Source organism: Mucilaginibacter sp. R-33, assembly GCF_049949235.1.
Taxonomy (GTDB): domain Bacteria; phylum Bacteroidota; class Bacteroidia; order Sphingobacteriales; family Sphingobacteriaceae; genus Mucilaginibacter.
Genome location: NZ_CP188089.1, coordinates 4,131,367 through 4,152,680 on the forward strand (window position 1 = coordinate 4,131,367; position 21,314 = coordinate 4,152,680).

At 42.8% G+C, this 21,314-nt stretch carries 15 protein-coding genes; 8 read left to right on the top strand and 7 right to left on the bottom strand.

Translation table 11 applies throughout. The features are described from left to right. Window positions 1–66: 66 nt before the first annotated feature. The 7 genes from ACP26M_RS17005 to ACP26M_RS17035 form a co-directional block, all read right to left on the bottom strand. Entirely contained in the window at window positions 67–864 is a 798-nt protein-coding gene (locus tag ACP26M_RS17005; protein WP_426581696.1) for a prolyl oligopeptidase family serine peptidase, read from the bottom strand. A 100-nt stretch (window positions 865–964) separates the two neighbouring features. Beyond that, complete coding sequence (locus ACP26M_RS17010) at window positions 965–2,317, bottom strand: glucoamylase family protein (RefSeq protein ID WP_426581698.1); 1,353 nt, start codon at window positions 2,315–2,317, stop codon at window positions 965–967. Between the two features lie 117 nt (window positions 2,318–2,434). Then, window positions 2,435–3,916: a RagB/SusD family nutrient uptake outer membrane protein gene (locus ACP26M_RS17015; protein ID WP_426581700.1), complete on the bottom strand. Its 1,482-nt coding sequence runs from the start codon at window positions 3,914–3,916 to the stop codon at window positions 2,435–2,437. Window positions 3,917–3,927: 11 nt separating this feature from the next. Further along, window positions 3,928–6,951, bottom strand: a complete 3,024-nt coding sequence (locus ACP26M_RS17020) for a SusC/RagA family TonB-linked outer membrane protein (protein WP_426581702.1) — start codon at window positions 6,949–6,951, stop codon at window positions 3,928–3,930. Window positions 6,952–7,200: 249 nt separating this feature from the next. Then, a complete protein-coding gene (locus tag ACP26M_RS17025) occupies window positions 7,201–10,095 on the bottom strand; it encodes a triple tyrosine motif-containing protein (RefSeq protein ID WP_426581704.1) in 2,895 nt (964 codons plus the stop codon). Window positions 10,096–10,197: 102 nt separating this feature from the next. Further along, window positions 10,198–11,154 (bottom strand): rhodanese-related sulfurtransferase, encoded by a 957-nt coding sequence (locus ACP26M_RS17030; protein ID WP_426581706.1) that lies wholly within the window; start codon window positions 11,152–11,154, stop codon window positions 10,198–10,200. A gap of 169 nt (window positions 11,155–11,323) precedes the next feature. Then, entirely contained in the window at window positions 11,324–13,804 is a 2,481-nt protein-coding gene (locus ACP26M_RS17035; protein ID WP_426581708.1) for a DUF5686 and carboxypeptidase regulatory-like domain-containing protein, read from the bottom strand. Window positions 13,805–13,934: 130 nt separating this feature from the next. Here ACP26M_RS17035 and kbl point away from each other — a divergent pair, with 130 nt between their 5' ends. The 8 genes from kbl to rlmD all read left to right on the top strand — a co-directional run bounded on the left by kbl (window position 13,935) and on the right by rlmD (window position 21,298). Continuing rightward, window positions 13,935–15,125, top strand: coding sequence for a glycine C-acetyltransferase (kbl, locus tag ACP26M_RS17040; RefSeq protein ID WP_091172173.1), 1,191 nt, complete (start codon window positions 13,935–13,937; stop codon window positions 15,123–15,125). 40 nt (window positions 15,126–15,165) lie between these two features. Next, window positions 15,166–15,438: a DUF6364 family protein gene (locus ACP26M_RS17045; RefSeq protein WP_426581711.1), complete on the top strand. Its 273-nt coding sequence runs from the start codon at window positions 15,166–15,168 to the stop codon at window positions 15,436–15,438. Further along, the gene (locus ACP26M_RS17050) at window positions 15,435–15,845 is read left to right on the top strand and encodes a type II toxin-antitoxin system VapC family toxin (protein ID WP_426581713.1); all 411 of its coding nucleotides are present in this window, start codon (window positions 15,435–15,437) and stop codon (window positions 15,843–15,845) included. The genes ACP26M_RS17045 and ACP26M_RS17050 overlap by 4 nt, the downstream gene beginning before the upstream one ends. Further along, entirely contained in the window at window positions 15,845–16,879 is a 1,035-nt protein-coding gene (gene pheS, locus ACP26M_RS17055) for a phenylalanine--tRNA ligase subunit alpha (protein ID WP_426581715.1), read from the top strand. The genes ACP26M_RS17050 and pheS overlap by 1 nt, the downstream gene beginning before the upstream one ends. Continuing rightward, entirely contained in the window at window positions 16,876–17,289 is a 414-nt protein-coding gene (locus ACP26M_RS17060; RefSeq protein ID WP_091172165.1) for a Rieske (2Fe-2S) protein, read from the top strand. The genes pheS and ACP26M_RS17060 overlap by 4 nt, the downstream gene beginning before the upstream one ends. Continuing rightward, window positions 17,289–17,870: a TetR/AcrR family transcriptional regulator gene (locus ACP26M_RS17065; protein ID WP_090534155.1), complete on the top strand. Its 582-nt coding sequence runs from the start codon at window positions 17,289–17,291 to the stop codon at window positions 17,868–17,870. Before ACP26M_RS17060 ends, ACP26M_RS17065 begins: the two co-directional genes overlap by 1 nt. A gap of 351 nt (window positions 17,871–18,221) precedes the next feature. Next, window positions 18,222–19,556 carry a cell envelope integrity protein CreD gene (gene creD / locus ACP26M_RS17070; protein ID WP_426581718.1) on the top strand — a complete coding sequence of 445 codons (1,335 nt, stop codon included), beginning with the start codon at window positions 18,222–18,224 and terminating at the stop codon, window positions 19,554–19,556. 332 nt (window positions 19,557–19,888) lie between these two features. After that, a complete protein-coding gene (gene rlmD, locus ACP26M_RS17075) occupies window positions 19,889–21,298 on the top strand; it encodes a 23S rRNA (uracil(1939)-C(5))-methyltransferase RlmD (RefSeq protein ID WP_426581720.1) in 1,410 nt (469 codons plus the stop codon). The last annotated feature ends 16 nt before the right edge of the window (window positions 21,299–21,314 follow it).

Here is a 21,314-nt window from a genome sequence, read left to right on the forward strand (position 1 = left end):
GCCCTGTATAGTATGCGATTGCTTCGTCTTCCCTTCTCAATGATATGATTTTTATGTTACCCGCCTCTACTTACTATGCGAAAACAACCAATGCAACAGATCAGGCTCGTTGAACGCATTATCCCAGCTGTTGTGTCCTACACCTGGATATAGCGTAAACCGCGGCTTGCCTCCCGCCTCTTTAATAGCATCAACCATTACCTGCGAGTGATCGGCAGGTACTACCGGGTCATTATTACCGTGAAAGATCCAGAGCGGAACTTTTTTAGCGTATTTCTTCGCGTTCAGCGTATTATCGCCGCCGCAAATGGCAAAGGCTGCTGCAAATACATTAGGTTCGCGGCCAATGATTTCAAATGTCCCCATACCACCCATGCTAAGGCCTCCCACATAAACTTTGTGCTTATCAACAAATGGCTTATCTAAAAACTGGTCAACCAGTTCCATCAGCATGATCATCGCCATTGTTGGCGGCGCATTTTCCTGGAAAATAAATTTGCGCTTATTGGTTGCCGAATCCGTAACCTGCTTTACATTGCTCCAATAACTTTTTGCCGGGCATTGCGGAAAAACAACGATGGATTCATACAATTCCCTGCAGCTATCCTGCAAAAGCCTTTGAGGGCCATATGCTAACTGCGCTTCATTATTATTACCCCGCTCGCCTGAACCATGCAGTACAAACAGTAAGGGATATTTTTGACCGGGATTAAAATGTTTGGGAAAAAGGATCCGATATGGCAGTGTATCTCCCCTGGATATGAAACTACCTCTATCAAATGAAGTCAAGTTTTGGGCACCGGCTAAAAAAGAGAATGCTAAGAACAAGCTTAGCATTCCTGTAAATCGTATTGTTTTGATCATGGTGTAAAGTGCTTCTTTATTTGCAACCAATATAATCGGCAGCTATTTCAAAACAAATTTAACCCCATTAACGGCCTTTTGTTTATTTTTTTATGCCGAATTAATTTTTCGCGATAGCGGGGCTTTCAAAACCAAGCTTTTTCAAGCCTCCCTGTACTTCAGGGCAACTCATGAAAAGTTTCCAGAGCAAGCCGGTCCGGTAGTTTTCAATCATCACAATGATCGGGCCCTGATCGATGGCTAAATAGGAGTTGGCGTACCAGTTATGCGACTCGCTGAAGGCATCGGTAAAGCCATACTCGCCCCAGATCTTATCGCCCAGGTCATAATAAAAATGACGCAACGCTTTCATCGAATATTCCGGGGTATATGGGAATGCGGATAACGCGGCCGTAGGCGTAATTACGCCGAGGTCGTTAGTTGGCGAATGTGCATTGTACCCCTCAAAGTTATCACTGGCAGTTAAGCCCCAGCAATTTTCACCATAGCCTTTAAATTTTTTAGGATTATCAACGCAGTAAGCATGATTGATCAAAGTATGATTTTTATTTTGTTCCCAGTAGTCGGCATATTCATCCTTTAATCCCTTAGGATTAAGGCCGAGGAAAGAATATTGCGAGAAGAATAGCGGACCTCCATAATCAAAGCCAAGCGGCAATTTAAAGCCATAAAAAGTTCTTCCGTTTTTAAAGAAATCGCTTTGCGCCCAACCATTATGGTAAACATTGGCACTAACGGGGTAACGTTCGGCAGATGCAGCCAGCACATAAGTTATTAAACATTCGTTAAAGCCGTGGATCGGAAAATTCATGGCCCAGCCATTGTTGGGGCTCCAGTGCCAATAAAGGTAGTCGCGGCCATCGCGGGTAAACCAATTCCATTCCATTTCGCCCCACATCCAGTTAATTACGTCGCGGATGCGGCGTTCTTTAGGAGCATCAGCATTAAAATACTGTCTTGCGCACAATAAACCCTGGAATAAATAGGCAGATTCAACAATATCAGCCCCATCATCTTTACGGCCAAAGCGGATCACTTTACCGGTTTCGCCGTTTAACCAGTGCGGGAAAGCGCCGTGAAAAGCATCGGCCTTGTATAAAAAGTTAACGATCTTAACCATACGGTCAACCGCCTGCTCATGGGTGATCCATTTGCGGCTATCAGCCACAATGAGCGACATGATGCCAAATCCCGAACCACCAGTAGTTACCACCTCGTTACCGTAATCGAAAGAAGTGTTACTGCGCTCACGGGCCAGACCGCTCACCGGGTGACCAAAGTCCCAGAAATAACGAAACGTTTGGCGCTGCACTACATCCAGCAAAGCGCTATCGGTAAGGTTTTTTATAATACCAACGGGCTTAATGCCGTCTTCTGATTTTTTTGTTTGCTTTTGGGCAAAGGCGCAAATGGCAGCCAATATAAATACCGGAGTAATAAATAGTTTTTTCATAAAGCTATTTGCATTTGGATATGAAAAACAGGGTTTTCATTAAAAAAAGAGAGGTTGCCCGTTAAACCCAACAAGGCAACCTCATCATCAATCAACTGTGTGTATTTTATTGGCTAATTAATAACCAGGGTTTTGTGTTAATGCGCCACCGCTCAGGTCAATTTCATTTTGTGGCACCGGCCAAACTTCGTTTTTGCCGGCTTTCCAACCGCGTGAGCCAAAAACTTCGGTACCCCTACCCTGACGGATCACGTCGAAATAACGTTCAAATTCCATAGCCAGTTCAACCCTTCTTTCCTGGTATATCGCTTTACGAAGGGTTGCCTGATCGGTTGTAATTACTTTTGGCAAAATAGCATTGTTTCCTGCACGGGCACGGGCGCGGACCTGCTCTAACGGAATTAAAGCAGCTGCTGAATTACCAAGCTCATTGTTAGCTTCAGCGTTCATCAGCAATACATCAGCATAGCGTAAAACGATCTTGTTTTGCTGGCAGCCTTCATTAAAGCCAGATACATACAGGCTAAAAGGAACGTATGATTTTTGGTTATACATCGGGTTATCTCCGCTGGCCGGGATCTTATCACCCTCTGGCGTAGTTTCGCCCCTGAAAATGATGGTAGCGTCACGTCGCGGATCGCCGGTTTCATAAGTTGCTGCCAGCTCCGGACTTGGCACATTAAAGCCCCAGCCACCACCGGTAACGCCACGTACACCCTGTACCTGCGAGTATTGTGAGTTTGACGCATCCGGGTTATTAGGGATCAATGCGCACTGGATTTCAAATATCGATTCCTGATTATTTTTATGATTGGTGCGGAACATTTGTTCATAATCAGGAAACAACGAATAGCCCATGCCCATTACCTGGTTGGTGTAATTCAATACATCGCTCCACTTTTTCAGGTACATGGCAACTTTTGCATGCAACGCAATAGCGGCACCTTTTGTAGCATGACCGATATCGGCAGAGCTGTAAGTTTGTGGCAATACATTAGCGGCATCAGTTAAATCTGTTTCAATAGCAGCCCAAACCTGTGCTTTTGCTGTACGCGGCAAATTATATTCAGATGCATCTTTAGGTAAGGTTAAACGCAGCGGCACATCGCCAAAAGCCCTAACCAACCTAAAATATGAATAAGCCCTGATAAACTTAGCTTCGGCCAGATACCTTGCCTTTAAAGTTTCATCCATGGTGATACCAGGCACGTTGGTCAAGATCTGGTTAGCAAAGTTGATGTTCTGGTACTGACCTTTCCAGAAACCACCCAGTTGGGCATCCCCCGCAGTAATGGTAAATTTGTGATAGTCATTAAAGAAGGTAGCATCACTGGCGGTACTGCCTTTTTCTACATCGTCAGAGCCCATGCTCTCTACAGCAATAGGTGCAAAGGCTATGTTGTTCCACTCGCGCAGGTTAGCATACATGGCGCTAACCGCTTTTGTGGCATCATCCTGGGTTTTGAAAAACTGGGTGGCCGCGGTATTTTGAGCCGGATCAACATTTAAGAAGCTTTTTTTACAGCTTTGAAACGATATAATTGAAGCGATAAGACCTAAAGCAACGACCTTATGCGAATATTTTGTACTATTTTTCATCTTTATATTGATTAAAAAGTAACGTTAACACCAAAATTATAGGTAGCAAACAACGGATACACACTTGCATCAATACCACGGCTGCCTACATCACCACCAATCTCCGGCGAGAAGCCTTTGTAACCAAACAGGTTGATGGCGTTCTGCGCGTTTGCATAGATCCTGACTTTTGAAATATTCAGTTTTTTCAGGAAGTTCCCAGGGATGGTATAGCCCAGCTGTGCATTTCTCATCCTGAAGTATGCACCGCTTTCAACATAGAAAGAGTTAGGAGCGGCATTGCTGTTCTTACCAACATTTACTGAAGGGTAGGTATTTGAAGTATTAGCTCCATGCCAGCGGTGTTCATAAAAGTCCTGAGTAAAGTTTTCATTACCGAAACGGTAGGCGATATTGGCATTATAAACACTTACACCGGCTACGCCCTGAAAATCTAATGCAAGATCGAAGTTTTTATAGGTGAAAGAGGTGTTTATACCATAGTTGTATTTCGGCAGCGGGCTACCCAGGGCAACACGGTCGCGGCTATCCAATATGCCGTCGTTATTGGTATCCTGATAAATGAAGTCCCCGGGCGCCGCACCTGGTTGTTTTGAAGTCACAACCTGCGCCGCTGTTTGGAAAATACCTGTTACTTTATATCCATAAAACTGACCAATTGGCTGGCCAACAACGGTACGGGTAGCCAATGCGCCGTTGGCAATACCTTCGCCACCGTCATAAATTGGGTTTTGGCCGGTTACAACATTAAGTACTTTATTGTTGTTGATGCCGAGATTAGCGCTAACGCTGTAATTGAAATCTTTTGATGGATTATCTCTCCAGCCTAATGAAAACTCCCATCCCCTGTTTTGGATACTTGCCTGGTTACCTATCAGTGAGCTGTTATTTGTACCCAATGAGCCAGCCACCGGGATTGCGAAAATAGCATCCTGGGTTTCCCTGTTATAATAATCTGCTTCAAAAGTTAACTTGTTATCAAGCAAGCCACCTTCGATACCAAAATCAGATGATACTGTTTTTTCCCAAACAATAGACGGCGGCACAATAGAGTTAATACTTGCACCCGGGTAAACAGTAAGCGGATTGCCGAATAAACCTGTGAGGTAAGGATCAGTTGCGATAACTTGTACGGTTGGGTTAATAGGTACGCCTGAGTTACCTACTTTACCCCAGCTTCCGCGTAATTTCAGATTGCTGAATACCTTCTGGTCTTTCATGAACTCCTCGTTGGTAATTACCCAACCGGCACCAACCGAAGGGAAATATCCGTAGGTGTGGTCTCCATAAAATTGAGAAGCACCATCACGACGAATAGAAGCGTTCAATAAGTATTTATCTCTGAACGAATAGTTAACACGTGCAAATTGTGATAATGCACGGGTATGGATCTGGCTGCCCGGAGTTGCAAAGTAGTTTACATTGGTGGTATCAGGGAACGAGCTTCTGATGCTGCCGTTTTTCACATACGGAACATAATCGGCCTTACCGTCTATTTGTTTAGTACGGTTATTTTGGGCACTGTAACCCACCAGGGCTGTAATTTTATGATCTTTTATTTTAACATCATAAGTAAGGGTGTTTTCCCAAATCCAGTTACGCACATCGGTATGGTTGATGTCCAAATTGGTTTTATTACTCTGTTGTTTTAAGGTAGCGAAGTATTGAGGAGAATATCCCCTTATTTCTTTCTGGCTGATATCGCCGCCAAAGCTCGACTTAAATTTGAAGTTTTTAAGGAAGGTAAGCTCACCGTAAGCGTTATAAGTAAAACGCTTGTTTTTTGTACGCTGATTAAAGAAATCAATAGTGGCTTGCGGGTTATAGTTATTACCGTCGCCGGTACCATAGTCGTTAGGGTCGCCATAACTGCCATCAGCTTTGCGTACAGGTAGTGTAGGAGCCGCGCCAAATAACTGGTGGAAGATATCGCCATTTACATCGCGCGATACATCAGACAGGCCACTTGCTGTATAACCTAATTTTAAGTTTTTAGTTGGCTTAAAATCATTTGACAAGTGAACTGTGTAACGCTGATAATTATTGGTTTTAGCCAAACCATCCTGGTTAAGGTAACCAAACGAATAGTTGTAAGTATACTTATCGGTACCACCACTTATTGAAGCCTCATGGTTTGTAGTAAATGCCTTGCGCAATATTTGTTTATACCAGTCGGTTCCTTTACCGTATGACGAAGGATTGCTGAATATGGGATCACCGCTGTTTAATGCCGAAAGCTCATTTACCGCGGTAGCATATTCGCTGGCATCTGCCATTTTTACCTGGTTAGTAACAGCCTGCAAACCTACGTAGCCATTATAATTAATAACCGGTTTGCCTTTTGTACCACGTTTGGTGCCTATCAAAACTACACCGTTAGCTGCACGGATACCATAGATAGCTGTACTTGATGCGTCTTTCAAAATGCTGAAGCTTTCGATATCCTGCGGATTAAGGAAGCTGATATCATCATACCAAACACCGTCAACAACAAACAGCGGTTTGGTATTACCATAAATAGTACCTAAACCACGAATAGTAATGTCTGGTGATTTACCCGGTGTACCGCTGTTGGTGATTTGTACACCTGATACTTTACCCTGTAAACCGCTCAATGCGTTAGGTGAAGCTTGTTTGGCAACATCGGCGCCTTTAACAGTAGCTATCGAACCGGTTACGTCAAGCTTTCGTTGCGTACCATAACCAATAACAACTACCTGCTGCAATTCGTTTGTCTTTGGCTGCAGGGCTACGTTTATGGTTGTTTGCCCGTTAACTGCTACCTCTTGTGTAGCATAACCTATATAAGCAATTGATAAAGTTGCATTACCCGGTGCCTGGAGGGTAAAGGCTCCGTTTACGTCTGTTTGGGTACCTATAGTTGTTCCTTTAACTGAAACAGACACGCCTATTAAAGCTTCACCTGTTTTTCCGTCGGTTATTTTACCTTTTAGTGTAACGTTTTGTGCAAACGCCGCGTCATGGCAAAACAACAGTAACAACATCAACCCTGAAATAGTAAATATTCTTTTCATAGTGGTTAATAAATAATACGGATTGAAAAAATAATTGGTTTATTGATTTGCAAAGCTGTACAGATAATCAGCCTTTAGCAAATAATGTAACTCAACATTAATACATCAGCATAAGAATACTTTCACACGAAATGTTTTTATAAAACATAAACACCTATTTAACAGACAGTTAAAATAAAACCAACTACTACACAGCCCGCTTAGTACCCAATGCCACTAAATAGCACAATGAGAGGTAATGATGTAGTGTTAAAGCTCGATGAGAAACTCGGTGAGGTTTTTATCATGCTCCAAATTGAGCTTTTTGCGCAGCCTGTAACGACGAATTTCGACACCCCGCAATGAAATATTAAGCAGCGATGCCATCTCCTTACTGCTCATATTCATGCGCAGGTAAGCGCATAGTTTAAGGTCATTGGGTACAAGGTCCGGATGACCGGCTTTTAATTTTTTAAAGAAATTTTCGTGCGCTTCGTTAAAACTGGTTTCAAATATGTTCCAGTCACGCTCATCGCTCATGCCTTCATCAATCACTTTTTGGATACGGCGCAATTGCTCGTCGGCAAGCTTCTTACCGTCGCCCCCCTTGAGGTGGGTTAACTCGTCGCTTATTTTTTGCAGCAATTCATTTTTATAAACTATGTTCATGGCCGAATTTGCGAGTTCACGGCTTTTACTGGCCAGGTCGGCTTGCAGCTGCTCGTTCTTTATATTGATGATGTGCTGCTCATTTGCAATAGCTTCCTGCTTCAAAAATTCTTCCTTCTCTTTCTGCAGCTTTTGTTGAATCTGCTGCTGATGTTTTTTCAATTTAAGCCCGTAGTAATACCTGATCACATAAAATAGCAATACAGCCAGCAATACATAAAACACCAGCGCTATTTTGCCGGCATACCATGGCGGCAATACCGTAAAAGTTATTGTTGAAACGGCGGATTGGTACTGATCATTGATCTTAGCCCTCACCTTAAAATTATAAGTACCCTGGTTAAGATTCGTAAACTCCTTTTGGCTTTGCGGCATCCACTCGCTCCATTGATGCGAATAGCCTTCCAGATAATACTGAAACCTGATTTTAGCCTGGGTATAATAAGGCAGAGAATAACTTATACGGATGTTATTTTCGGCGTAAGGTATTTCAATGTTATTGCTCTGTTCTGCTGCTTCAGTTATCAACGATACCTTATCGGTAACATTCTCTATCCTCCTGATCAAAACATCAGGTATTTTGATCCTATTGGGCAGTTGAGCATCTGCATCGTTTAATATCACAAACCCGTCATCAACACTTATCAAATAGGTTGAGTTGTTGATACGGTTAATGGTTTCATAATGCTGTACCATCTGTCCGTTCAGGATAGAAAACCTGTTGGTATCGATGGTTAGCTTCCCGGTAACAGACATATCGGCCAAACCAACCCTGCCCTGGTTAATGAACCAGTATTTTTTACCTATAGCCTTAATGATCTTACTTGAGGTGGCAAATGTGCCCAGTTTGCTGTTAAGCTGCTGATATTTATAAAACCTGTCGGTAATATCGTCATACACATAAAAACCCAAATCTGACGAGAAAACCGTGCGGTTATCGAGATCAAATACATTAATGTTGTAACTACCCGGCAAACCATGTTTTTGGTCGTAATAAACGTGCGATACCACAGTGCGCTGATCGGCGCTTAAAGTGAGCTTATAAATACCCTTATAAGCATGGCTTACCCAAATTTGACCTTTGGCATCACGTTCAACATAGCGTGAAGGCTCACTGAAACCGGCTAATTTATGGCTGAATTGCCAATTGCCCGCGGCATCTTTCCGGTAGATCACCAAGCCGGTATAAGTGCCCTGCATGAGCATATCGGGGGCCATTTTCTTAATAGTCCATCCGCCCGTCACATCCGAGATCTTTTTTATGGAAGCTCCGTTTACCTGGTAAGTTCCGTCGTTATGGCCGCAAAGCAACCTGTTATCCTGTAACGACAAATCCCACACCTGCCCCTGCGAGCCGGGGATCAGCTTAAAATCAAAGGTTTGAAATGGGCTGTTATGGCTATCAGGCAGCCAATCGCTGTAAAACAAGCCCTGGTTAGTGCCGAGATAGATCTTTTTATCAAAAATGATGCTGGAATAGACCGTACCGAATTTGCCCGTTTTGTCGAAATAAAAATACAAAGGCGAGTTAACCTCAATTCTATCGATACCATTATCAAGTCCTGCCCAAAGGTTTTGGCTGGCATCGGTATAAAGGCTTAACACCGTATTGTTTTGCATACCGCTGGCTTTATTGATATGCTGCACTACACGCCCGGCAGTATCAACTATCACAATACCATTAAGAATGGTACCATAGGCAAAATACTTATCGGCGATGGCCGCGCCGTTATTCAGCTGGTAGGTTTTTAAAAAATCATTTGCCTGGCTCACCCATGGCTTAACTGTTTTACCATCGTAGATAAATAAACCATTTTTTGCCGTACCGATGAGATATTTACCCTGTTGAAATGGCAAAATAGATAACACACCACTTGCACCTAAAATATTGCTGCCTTCAATATATTCAGTCTTTGAACCTTTAAGCTCAAAAAGCCCTTTTGTTAATTGCTCTACAAAAAAGCGGCTACCACATTTAAAAAGGAACAAATACGGCTCATGTGTTTTTACCACTTCAATTTTACCAGCCGAATAAATATAGATAGCCCCGAATGATTGGAAAAGCACCCTGTTGTTATCGCAATATATTTTCCAGATCTCTTCGGTTACCGGTAAAAAGTTTTTCGGTACCAGGTTAACGAGTGAGGTGTATTTTAAAATGCCCTTACCATCGTTATGCCAGTAGCCAAACTCACCGTATCCGCCGGCATACACCCTGCCCTTGCCATCAGCACTAACTGAGCGTACAATTAAACCATTAGGCATGTGGTACTGCTGCCAGTATTTACCATCAAAGGTGAGCAGGCCTTCGGCATTACCAAAGTACATAATATCGTGCTCATCGCGCGTTACCGACCAGTTTTGGTTACCAAACTGGTAAAGGGCCTTTGTATAATTTTGCACATACGGAACGCCTACGCTCTTAATATCTACCGACCAGGCCGGCCAAACCGATATAAAAGCAAGAACGATAATAATACACAGGGTTTTACGCATAGGATGTAGCGGCTCAGTTTGCTAAAGTAGTGTTTGTACCCGACAAAATAAAAAAGCCTACCCTTGAGGGTAAGCCTTATATAATTAATTGTGCCACAGCTGTTATGCTATTGGCTGCAGTTTGTTTTTACTCACATTTACCGGTTGAGGTACTTTTACATAATACCCGGTACCATCATAAACCCGTTTACGCGGATGCTCTTTACAAGCATCGCTGCAGCAGCCGTCCATAGCGGTTCCGCATTCATCGCACTGGGTAAAATGCTCGTTGCACTCGGGATTGGCGCAATTGATCATTTTTGGCGTGGTTTTGCCGCAATTTAAACAGGTTGAAATAACAACCGGGTTCACGGTGTTTACATCAACCGAAAGGCGGTTATCAAATACATAGCATTTGCCCTCAAAATCCTCGCCGCCGGCTTCTTTACCATATTTAATGATGCCGCCATGCAACTGGTACACTTCGGGGAAACCTTCGTGCAACAACAAGGCCGATGCTTTTTCGCATTTAATGCCTCCGGTGCAATAAGTCAGGATCTTTTTATCCTTGTACTTGGCCAGCTCATTAATCATGGCCGGAAAATCACGGAAGTTTTCAATATCAAGGGTTACCGCATTTTTGAATTTGCCTAACGAGTGTTCATAGTTTGAACGTACGTCAAGCACAACTACATCGTCCCTGTCTTTCATCGCCAAAAACTCTTTCGGCTCCAGGTGTTTGCCGGTTTTTTGTTTAGGGTCGATGACATTAGGGTCGCGGAGACCTGAGTGTACAATTTCTGACTTATAACGCACATGCATTTTTACAAAGGAAGGCGTATCTACTTCATCAATTTTAAAGTCGATACCGGCAAAACGCTCGTCGGCGTGTACAGTATCTATATAGGCTTTACATGCCTCAACAGTACCCGAAACAGTACCGTTAAGCCCTTCATCGGCCACAATAATGCGCCCGGTTAAACCTAAGCTTTGACAAAATTTTAAATGATCGGCAGCAAATTGCTCCGCATTAGCTATTGTCGAATAACAATAGTAAAGTAAGGTATTATACATTTCCATAAAATCATTGATACTGCTGCAAACAGTGTTAAATGAGCGGCGCAAAGATAGGAAATTGAGCTGAAAGCTCAAAATTAGGCGAAAGGTAAAAGGTTAAAGGCGAAAGGTAGCTGCACCTTAATCTGGTTTAGGCAAAAAACCTTTTACCTTTCGCCTTTAACCTTTCACCTTATCTGATTCCATAAAAGATCCTGAACCCCTGGATGTATTTTTTATCGCCGGCGTATGAGATACCGTAGTCAACCCGGAAAATGAGGCGCTGTACGCCTACATAAAACTCACGGTAATTGCGGTTATTTTTCGTGGTGAGGTAGTTGGCACCGATAATTTCTTCCAACTTCCACTTTCTTAACAACGGGATATGATTAAATAGTGAACCTGCAAAATTATGTTGGTAATGCGCCTCTAAAAACGCACCGTTGGTACTATAGGTATAAAAAGGCAGGAAGTGGAAACTACCTACATAGGTAGGATCAAAAGTGGTACCCTGGTTACCTAAAAAGTGGTTATAATCCATGTAGTACAGGTTGTTGTTATTGAAAAAGCCTCCGCCCGATACTTTAAATGATGAATAGCCCGAAAGACCGACACGGATATGGTCCTGCGAAAGGTCGACTGAGGCAAAATCATAATCTACATCCGAGCCAATGATATTTTTAAACCCTTTACGGTAGTTTACCGTTAAGGTTGGATATTTTGAGGGCAGGTTAAACTTGCCGGTGGGCCGTGTCTCGTACCGCTGATCGAATGTAAAAGTAGCCGAGGCGTTAAATACCAGTGCCTGGTTATCCGGAAACAAAAACGAATGGTCATCTGCCGGAGTGCCCGGAGGGGCTAATGGATTATTTGATGTAAATTGACGATCCTTAATATCCTTTATCTTACTAAAAGAAGTATTGTAAAGCTGCGAACGACTTGAATACGACAAACCTCCTTTTAAAAACACGCCGTTTATCACTTCGCGCTGGTAACCAAAATCGCCATAATGGCTTCGGTAATATTTAACATAGTTATTTTCGCTTAGGAGTGTACTCAATGTGTTAAAATATAACGAACGCGTGCCAACATTATTCAGATCAAGCACATCGCTTCCAAAATCAGCATAAAATTTTGCATTGTGAAAAGGGTCGTTTTTATAATCAATACCCATATTGGCGCTGAAGATCTTGTTAGAGAAGCCATAGCGCACAGCCGGCGTAACTGTAAGCGAATGAAAATCATCAATGGTACGGATATAACTTACTTTGGCGTTAATACCGAAACCCTCGACCGTATTGTAATAAAAGGTTTGTATAAACGGGAAGATGTATAATGAGTCCCTGTTGCTTTTATTGCTGGCCGCGTAACCAAAAATCAGGTAGCCCGGATAATTGATATGATTTTTATGATGCTGAAGCGAATCGAGGTAAGTATCTGTCTTTTTATATTCTTCAAAGGCGTCCTTTTTTTTGTAATCACGATCCTCCGAAGCAGTTAAGGGTATTGGTCGTGCATCGGCCCAATAGCCCGGTTTTTTACTATTGGCTGCCGTATCAATTTTAAGGATCTCACCGGTAAAAAAGTTATCGGGGAAGGTTGGGTTGATTTTATAATTATTGTAAACAGCCGCATAGTATCCGCCAAATTTAAATCCAAAAACAGCTCCTTTAAAGTTGTACTGGGTTGATGCCGGCATCCATACGCTATCGGTAATAGCTACGTATTGCTGCCTGATCTTTAAAGTATCAACCAGGTTAAGGTTGCTTGTTTTATTTTCAATAAACAGGTCAACGCTATAAATGCGCCAGTCGCCGTCGACAATATAAATATCACCCTGAAAATACTGACCGTGCCCGCGTTTCGGAATCACCTGGATTTTATGAATAGTATGTCCATTTTCAACAGAAGTTCCCAACAATTTGTAATTATAAAACCTGGGACCATATGAAGCAACCGGAGAAACAAAGCCTCGGGTAGCCAATCCGTTGATGATAAATACGTTCTGATAAAAATTAGCCTGCAGGTCGGACGCTTTTTTGTAGCCAAATGCTGTATTCTGCCCTGCCATCCGGTTGGCAATGGTAATCTCGCGTACCTTGTTGGGCTTTTGAAAATTATATTCAGACAGCGATTCGGATTGATAGAGTATCCCCCTACCGTTTGTATCCAGATCGAGGGTTTTTCTTACCTCCTGCCCCAACAATGATTTAGGTACGCTCAGTAATTTTTGTACACCTTTGATATAAACAGCACAGGAGTATGAAGTGGCCTCCTCAATATAGTATTTGCGTTTTTTCAGCACTTGCTTCATAATAGTATCGGCAGCATCCCGGTTTTTACGATAGGTTTCGGCTACCCTGTTGGTGGCAAATACTTCATCGGCCATTTGTACATTATGTTCCTGATCCTGATCTGTTATGGTGACCTGCTCTATCTTTTCAGTATATCCAACATAGCGGTATATGACGTTATAGGTACCGGGGGCAAGTTTAAACTGGTAAATTCCGTTTTCGTTGGCCGTTGTACCATAGGTGGAATTACGGATATAAATAGAAACAAAAGGAATGGCCTGTCCATTTTTATCGGTTATCTTCCCTGTTAAAAGTGATTGCTGTGCGGAGGCCCTTATTACGCAAAAAGCAGTGATTAATAGTAGTATATATTTTCTCATATGTTACTTATGGGTAATGTGTTATGGCCTAAAAATGTTTTATTATTCAGTTAATAATTATTTAAGGTTTAATAAACCCTATCAAATGCCCGCGAATGCTTAATTTTGCCCTCTTTAAAACACGCATGCTATGTACAACACACTAAAGCCGGTTTTACAACAGGAGTTAACCGAAATTGAAAACGCCGGGTTATACAAAAAGGAACGGATCATTACTTCGCCCCAGGGCGCCGATATTACTGTTCAGGGCGGTGCCGAAGTAATTAACTTTTGCGCCAATAACTACCTCGGCCTATCGGGTAATGCCAAAGTAGTACAGGCCGCCAAAGATGCCATGGATACGCATGGTTACGGTTTATCGTCTGTACGGTTTATATGTGGTACACAGGACATACACAAAGAGCTTGAAAAAAAGATAGCTGAATTTTTGGGCACTGAAGATACCATTCTGTATGCGGCAGCGTTTGATGCCAACGGCGGCGTGTTTGAACCTTTATTTAATGATCAGGATGCCATAATTTCTGACGAGTTGAACCATGCTTCGATCATTGACGGTGTGCGCCTTTGCAAGGCCCAGCGCTACCGTTACAAGCACGATGATATGGCCGACCTGGAAGAAAAATTAAAAGCTACGCAGGAACTGCGTCACCGAATCATCGTTACCGATGGCGCTTTCAGCATGGACGGCACCATTGCCCAGTTAGATAAAATCTGCGACCTGGCCGATAAGTACAACGCGCTGGTCATGATCGATGAGAGCCATTGCTCGGGCTTTATGGGCAAAAACGGTCGTGGTACGCATGAGCACCATAATGTGATGGGCAGGATTGATATCATCACCGGGACATTAGGTAAAGCTTTGGGCGGTGCATCTGGTGGTTTTACATCTGGCCGTAAAGAAATTATTGATATGCTGCGCCAGCGCTCCCGTCCTTACCTGTTCTCAAATACTTTGGCACCTGCCATTACCGGAGCCTCAATAGCGGTATTGGATATGCTAAGCGAAACCACCGAGCTTCGCGATAAACTGGAAAGCAATACGCAATATTTCCGTCAAAAAATGACGGAAGCAGGTTTTGATATTAAACCCGGCGTACATCCTATAGTCCCGGTTATGTTATATGATGCCAAGCTGGCCCAGGAGTTTGCCGCAAAAATGCTTGACGAAGGTATTTATGTAATAGGCTTTTACTACCCGGTAGTACCGCAAGGTAAAGCAAGGATCAGGGTACAGATCTCGGCAGCGCATGATATGCACCACCTTGATAAAGCCATTGCAGCGTTTACTAAGGTTGGAAAGGAACTGGGAGTATTGAAATAAGGTAAATTGTCGTATTTTTGCGTATTGACGATTGAAAGTTATGGCAAAGTTAATTTTAGATATTGAGCCGGAGGTTTTAAAACAGGCAGAACTTTATGCCGATGAAACGCATACCAATCTGTCCAGGTTAATTGAACGTTATTTAAAAAGGGTTACATCCAGCGCTACTGCTATTGAAGAGCCTAAGACAAACGTAAAAACTGTAGAAATAGCGGATTGGGTTAAAAAACTAACATTTTCAAAAACGCCGATTCCTGATTTTGACGCCAAAGCAGAGTACCATAAACATCTTGATGAAAAATACGGCTTATGAAATTGGCCTTTATTGATTCAGATGTATTGCTTGACGTTATTTTAAATAGGCCGACCTTTTATAGCGCATCTGCACAAATTCTATCGTTACCCATAGATAGCGGATATAATTTTTGCACAGCGGTACATACGCTCATTAATGTTCACTACTTTACAAAGAAACACTTAGGAGCGGAAACCGCAATCGAAGCTATAAAATTACTATCGAAACAGTTACGGGTGTTAGGCGAAGACGCCTCAACTATAAATGATGCGATAGCTTCAGACTTTAAAGATTTTGAAGATGCCGTTCAATATTTTGCCGCCAAAAATGCGGGTGTAGATCTAATCATCACCCGAAATATAAAAGACTATAAAAACTCAACAATACCGGTTTTAACAGCCGAACAATTTTTAAATACATTATAATGCAAGCTCAGATAGACCAATATACCGCCGAGATCAATGCTTTTTCGCCGGCCAATGCCGACGAACTGGAAGCGTTCCGGATTAAATTTTTAGGCACCAAGGGTATTATTAAAGACCTTTTTGAGCAGTTTAAAAGCGTTAGTCCGGAAGAGAAACGCACCTTTGGCAAGGTACTTAACGAGTTTAAACAACTGGCCGAGGCTAAGTATAACGATCTGAAGGAAAACATTGGCTCAAGCGTTCAGAGCAAGGGCAACGATCTTGACCTTACCTTACCCGGCGATGGTTTCGCTGTTGGCTCACGCCATCCGCTGTCGTTGGTGCGTAACGAGATCATCGACATTTTTAAGCGCTTAGGTTTCGTTGTTGCCGAAGGTCCGGAAATTGAAGACGACTGGCATAACTTCTCGGCCCTGAACTTCCCTGATGAACACCCGGCACGTGACATGCAGGATACCTTCTTTATTAAAAAGAATAATGGTAAAGATGATATTGCGCTGCGTACCCACACCTCATCGGTACAGGTACGGATGATGGAAGCCGGCAAACCACCGTTCCGTGCAATTATGCCGGGCAGGGTTTACCGTAACGAGGCTATTTCGGCCCGGGCACATTGCTTTTTCCACCAGGTTGAAGGTTTATATGTTGATGAGAATGTATCTTTCTCTGATCTGAAACAAACCCTTTACCACTTTGTACAGGAGCTTTATGGCGAAGGTACAAGGGTACGTTTCCGTCCGTCATACTTCCCGTTCACCGAGCCATCGGCCGAAATGGATATTTCATGTACCATTTGCGGCGGCGCAGGCTGTAACATGTGTAAGCACAGTGGCTGGGTAGAAATTTTAGGCTGCGGCATGGTTGACCCTAACGTTTTGGAAAACTGCGGTATCGACAGTAAAAAATATACAGGCTTTGCCTTTGGTATGGGTATGGAGCGTATTGCCAATCTAAAATATGTAATCCGCGACCTGCGCCTGTTCTCAGAGAATGACGTACGCTTTCTGAAACAGTTCCAAACTGAAATTTTATGAGGAAACTCACTATAATACTATTGGTAGTTATCGGTTGCTTTTCGTGCGGAAAAGCAACCGATAATGTACCGAGCGTACCTGTTAATTTCCAGGCCGCGTTGGGCACACCGGCATTGAGCCCCCTTAACGTTGCGGGCGGCGCGGTGGCCATTAACGGTTATGGTGTGTCCGGATTGATCATTTACCGTAAAGTGAATGGCACTTATGCGGCCTACGACCGGTGTAGCAGCTATCAGCCTGAAAAAAAGTGCGCAGTAACTATAGACAATACAGGCTTTACAGTGACCGATCCCTGCAGCGGTTCAAAGTTTAGCCTGGAAGACGGCACACCGGTAAAAGCTCCGGCCACAAAGGCATTAAGAACCTATAGGGTAGCGGTTACCCAGTTTGAAATTCAAGTAACTAATTAATGGAAGCCGATAAAATAAAAGACAGCATTAAGCGGGCAGCACAGGAACTTTTCCGCAAATTCGGGTACCATAAAACCAGTGTTAATGAGATTGCCAAAAAGGCAAAAATTGCCAAGGCAACTATCTATAAATACTTCGATAGCAAAGAGGCCGTATTACACGTGCTGCTGATGGACTACATCAAAGCCAGTGTTGACGACCTCGTACAAAGCAATTGGAATGATATTGATGAAGAGGTTTATCTCAATAACCTCATCATGAAAACCTGCCGCCTCTCCTACACCGTTTGTAATGAGTTTATCGGCTGGGATTTTATCCGTGAGTCAACCAACTCCCAGGATTTTTTAAAGAACCTCTCTAACGAACTTGAGGAACTGCTCATGGCATCGTTTATCCAGCTGCCAGGTATCCGCAAGCACGAAACCTACCAGCAACGCTTACGCTTCCTGATCAAGTGCAGCAAAAGCATCGTGTTCAGTTTCGCCTTTACCTCGGTAAGTGATTCGGATGTACGGAAAAATTTTGTTTCTTTCCAGAAAGAGATTTTGCCTTATCTGGTTAAGGCTGCGGTTTCGGTGTAAGAATACCTTTCAATTAAAAACTACCTAAAGAAAGACTACTTATTGCCGTTGACTTTAGTCAACGGATTAAAGAAGTAAAATAGCCGGGCTTCAGCCCAAATCCAAGCTGTATTTCGGCTAAAGCCTTCTGTCTTTCGGCAATAATTCCGTCGACTAAAGTCAACGGCAATGAATTTATTTGATAGCTATCTGACCGCCCTTTAAACAGTTTTTAACTATTTGAGTAAAAATTTCTATTATTTACTTTGAAATACAAAGTACTTTATATTATATTTGTCTTGGGCTTAACAAAGAGCCCTTTCTTTTTAATCATAAACTTTGAAATACAAAGTACTTTATATCTAAATAATCATGATAGAGGAACAATCACCCAAACAAACAACATTAGGCTGGCTCAAAGAGTCGGCAACATTTAAATTGATCTTTATCGGCCTGTTGGCGCTTTTACTCTTAATTCCATCAGCCTTCGTCCAAAACCTGGTAACCGAACGTGCAGTCAGACAGGGTGAAACGGCCAAAGAGGTATCAGATAGCTGGTCGGCCAGCCAGATCATCAAAGGCCCGATATTGGTTATCCCTTATAAAAAAGGAATAAATATGACCGATACCGTTAAGCAGATGCCTATAGAAAACCTGTACATTTTGCCCGACAACCTTCACATTAAGGCAGGCCTTACAACACAGCTTAGGCACCGGGGCATATTTGACGTGGCGGTGTACAATACGCAGGTAAAAGTAAGTGGTAATTTTGCCAGGCTTGATCTCTCCTCACTCGGTATAAATATAAACCAGCTCCTTTTAAACAAAGCCAGGTTTGAATTTAGTGTGAGCGACCTAAAAGGTTTGAAAAGCAACCCGGTTATAAAAACAACTCAACCCATACTTGGCGCCGAACCTTCATTTGAATCCGTATTTGGCAATGGTTTGCAAGCCGGTGTTGACCTTTCAGCAATAAACAATAACGAAATTCCATTTGATTACACGCTTGATCTGAAAGGCAGTGAAGGATTAAGCTTTTTACAACTTGGTAAAACTACCGATGTGCGGGTAAATGGCAACTGGAGCAGCCCGAGCTTTGATGGCAATTTCCTCCCCGATGATTCTAAAGTTGATACCGGCGGCTTTAGCGCCGGCTGGCGTATGATGTATTACAACCGGCCATTCCCGCAACAGTGGACCGGTCAGCAAAAAACCTTAGATAACGACAAAAAACTGGAAGAGGCCACTTTTGGTGTAAAGCTTCGCCTCCCGGTTGATCAGTACCAGAAAACCATGCGTACCAGCAAGTATGCGATATTCATTATCCTGCTCACCTTTATATCCCTCTTTTTAACCGAGGTTATCCGCAAACAACCGATACATCTGTTCAACTACATATTGATTGGCGCGGCGATGGTTATTTACTATACGTTGCTGCTGTCGTTTTCTGAGCAGGTTGGCTACAACATGGCTTATATTATTGCATCTGTATCAACAATAGCACTGATATCCGTATTTATATCATCCCTGCTAAAAAACGGGAAGGCGGCGTTACTGTTCGCTTTTATTTTAGCGGTGTTTTATGCGTTTATTTTTGTCATCATTCAACTGGAAGATCTTGCTTTAATGGTTGGCAGTATCGCGCTGTTTATCATTATAGCCGTGTTGATGTACTTTTCGCGCAAGATAAATTGGGATAAAAATTAAGCATTGCATATACCAATCAGCAAAGTTTTCAAAAATCTTTACTGATTGGTAATTAAACCTTATACCGATTTGGTTTTTAGTTTAAAAATTACTATGTTAGCATAGTAATTTTTTGTTTTATGAGCCGCGAACTAACAGAACTTTCCGACCTGATTGATGAGCAATTTGAGATAGAAGATATCGATACCACTGATATGGTTAAATATTTGCTAAGCTTATTTGTTTAAAAAGCTTGTTTTAGTATCGTAACGTCTTTTAAAGGCGACAGGCTCTCTTTTGCCGCTCCTCTCCCATTTTCAGGATTAAATAAATAGGGTTAACTTTGCAGCCTGATGAGTAAAGCTAACAAACCAAAGTTTTTTGAGAACGTACATATCATTGATATTGCCGAAGAAGGCAAAGGTGTAGGCAAGGCAGATGATTTTGTTCTTTTCGTAGATAAAGCCGTACCCGGCGACATTGCCGATGTACAAGTGTACCGGAGTAAGAAAAACTTCGGCGAAGGTAAGATCACCGAATTAAAACAAGCTTCTGAATACCGCACCACTCCTTTCTGTGAGCACTTTGGCACCTGTGGTGGCTGCAAATGGCAGCACATGACCTATGAGGCTCAGCTTAAATTCAAACAAAAATCGATAGTAGATGCTTTAAGCCGCTTAGCTAAGATCAACGTTGACGGCATTATGCCTATTGTGCCTTCACCTGCCGACAGGTATTACCGCAACAAGCTTGAATTTACCTTCTCAAACAAACGCTGGCTTTACGACGGCGAAAACAAAGAAGATGGCACCCTGAATATGAATGCACTGGGTTTTCATATCCCCGGCAGGTTTGATAAAATATTGGATGTAAACCATTGTTACCTGCAAGCCGAACCATCAAATAACCTGCGCAACGAGATCCGTGATTTTACCATTCAACAGGGTTATACCTATTACGACCTGCGGAATCACAGCGGTATGCTCCGCAATTTGGTTGTACGCACCTCATCAACCGGCGAGATCATGGTGATTGTAGTTTTTGCTTACGCAGAACAAAGCGAAATTAATGGCCTGATGAGCCATATTGATACCCGTTTCCCGGAGATCACTTCCTTACTCTACATCGTAAACCAGAAAAAAAATGATACCATATTTGACCAGGATGTTATAGCCTTTAAAGGCCCGGAATACATTCACGAGGAAATGAATGGCATCAAGTTCCGCATCGGGCCAAAATCTTTTTACCAAACCAACTCCATCCAGGCACTTCGCCTGTATGAAATAACCCGGGATTTTGCCGGTTTTAAAGGCGATGAGCTGGTATATGATCTTTATACCGGTGCCGGCACTATTGCTAACTTTGTTGCCGGGCATGTGCGTGAAGTTGTTGGCGTTGAGTATGTACCAACTGCTATTGAAGATGCTAAGGTAAATTCGGCCATTAACAATATCACCAACACCAAGTTTTATGCCGGTGATATGAAGGATGTATTGGTAGCCGATTTCGTAGCAGAGCATGGCACGCCGGATGTGATCATTACCGATCCACCGCGTGCAGGCATGCACCCGGATGTGGTAGCCCGCTTAATGGAGATTGAAGCCCCTAAAATTGTTTACGTAAGCTGCAATGCCGCCACCCAGGCCCGCGATTTGCTGGTATTAAAAGAGAAATACGACACGGTAAAAATTCAGCCGGTAGATATGTTTCCGCATACCCAGCACGTGGAGAATGTGGTGTTGCTTGTTTTGAGAAGTGTATAGTTCATGGTTGATGGTT

Coding starts and splice junctions, on each gene's coding strand:
- ACP26M_RS17015 (WP_426581700.1), bottom strand. CDS start 3,916: ATGAAAAATAGTACAAAATATTCGCATAAGGTCGTTGCTTTAGGTCTT.
- ACP26M_RS17020 (WP_426581702.1), bottom strand. CDS start 6,951: ATGAAAAGAATATTTACTATTTCAGGGTTGATGTTGTTACTGTTGTTT.
- ACP26M_RS17060 (WP_091172165.1), top strand. CDS start 16,876: ATGAGGAAACTCACTATAATACTATTGGTAGTTATCGGTTGCTTTTCG.
- ACP26M_RS17050 (WP_426581713.1), top strand. CDS start 15,435: ATGAAATTGGCCTTTATTGATTCAGATGTATTGCTTGACGTTATTTTA.
- ACP26M_RS17025 (WP_426581704.1), bottom strand. CDS start 10,095: ATGCGTAAAACCCTGTGTATTATTATCGTTCTTGCTTTTATATCGGTT.
- ACP26M_RS17010 (WP_426581698.1), bottom strand. CDS start 2,317: ATGAAAAAACTATTTATTACTCCGGTATTTATATTGGCTGCCATTTGC.
- ACP26M_RS17030 (WP_426581706.1), bottom strand. CDS start 11,154: ATGGAAATGTATAATACCTTACTTTACTATTGTTATTCGACAATAGCT.
- creD (WP_426581718.1), top strand. CDS start 18,222: ATGATAGAGGAACAATCACCCAAACAAACAACATTAGGCTGGCTCAAA.
- ACP26M_RS17065 (WP_090534155.1), top strand. CDS start 17,289: ATGGAAGCCGATAAAATAAAAGACAGCATTAAGCGGGCAGCACAGGAA.
- kbl (WP_091172173.1), top strand. CDS start 13,935: ATGTACAACACACTAAAGCCGGTTTTACAACAGGAGTTAACCGAAATT.
- ACP26M_RS17035 (WP_426581708.1), bottom strand. CDS start 13,804: ATGAGAAAATATATACTACTATTAATCACTGCTTTTTGCGTAATAAGG.
- ACP26M_RS17045 (WP_426581711.1), top strand. CDS start 15,166: ATGGCAAAGTTAATTTTAGATATTGAGCCGGAGGTTTTAAAACAGGCA.
- pheS (WP_426581715.1), top strand. CDS start 15,845: ATGCAAGCTCAGATAGACCAATATACCGCCGAGATCAATGCTTTTTCG.
- rlmD (WP_426581720.1), top strand. CDS start 19,889: ATGAGTAAAGCTAACAAACCAAAGTTTTTTGAGAACGTACATATCATT.
- ACP26M_RS17005 (WP_426581696.1), bottom strand. CDS start 864: ATGATCAAAACAATACGATTTACAGGAATGCTAAGCTTGTTCTTAGCA.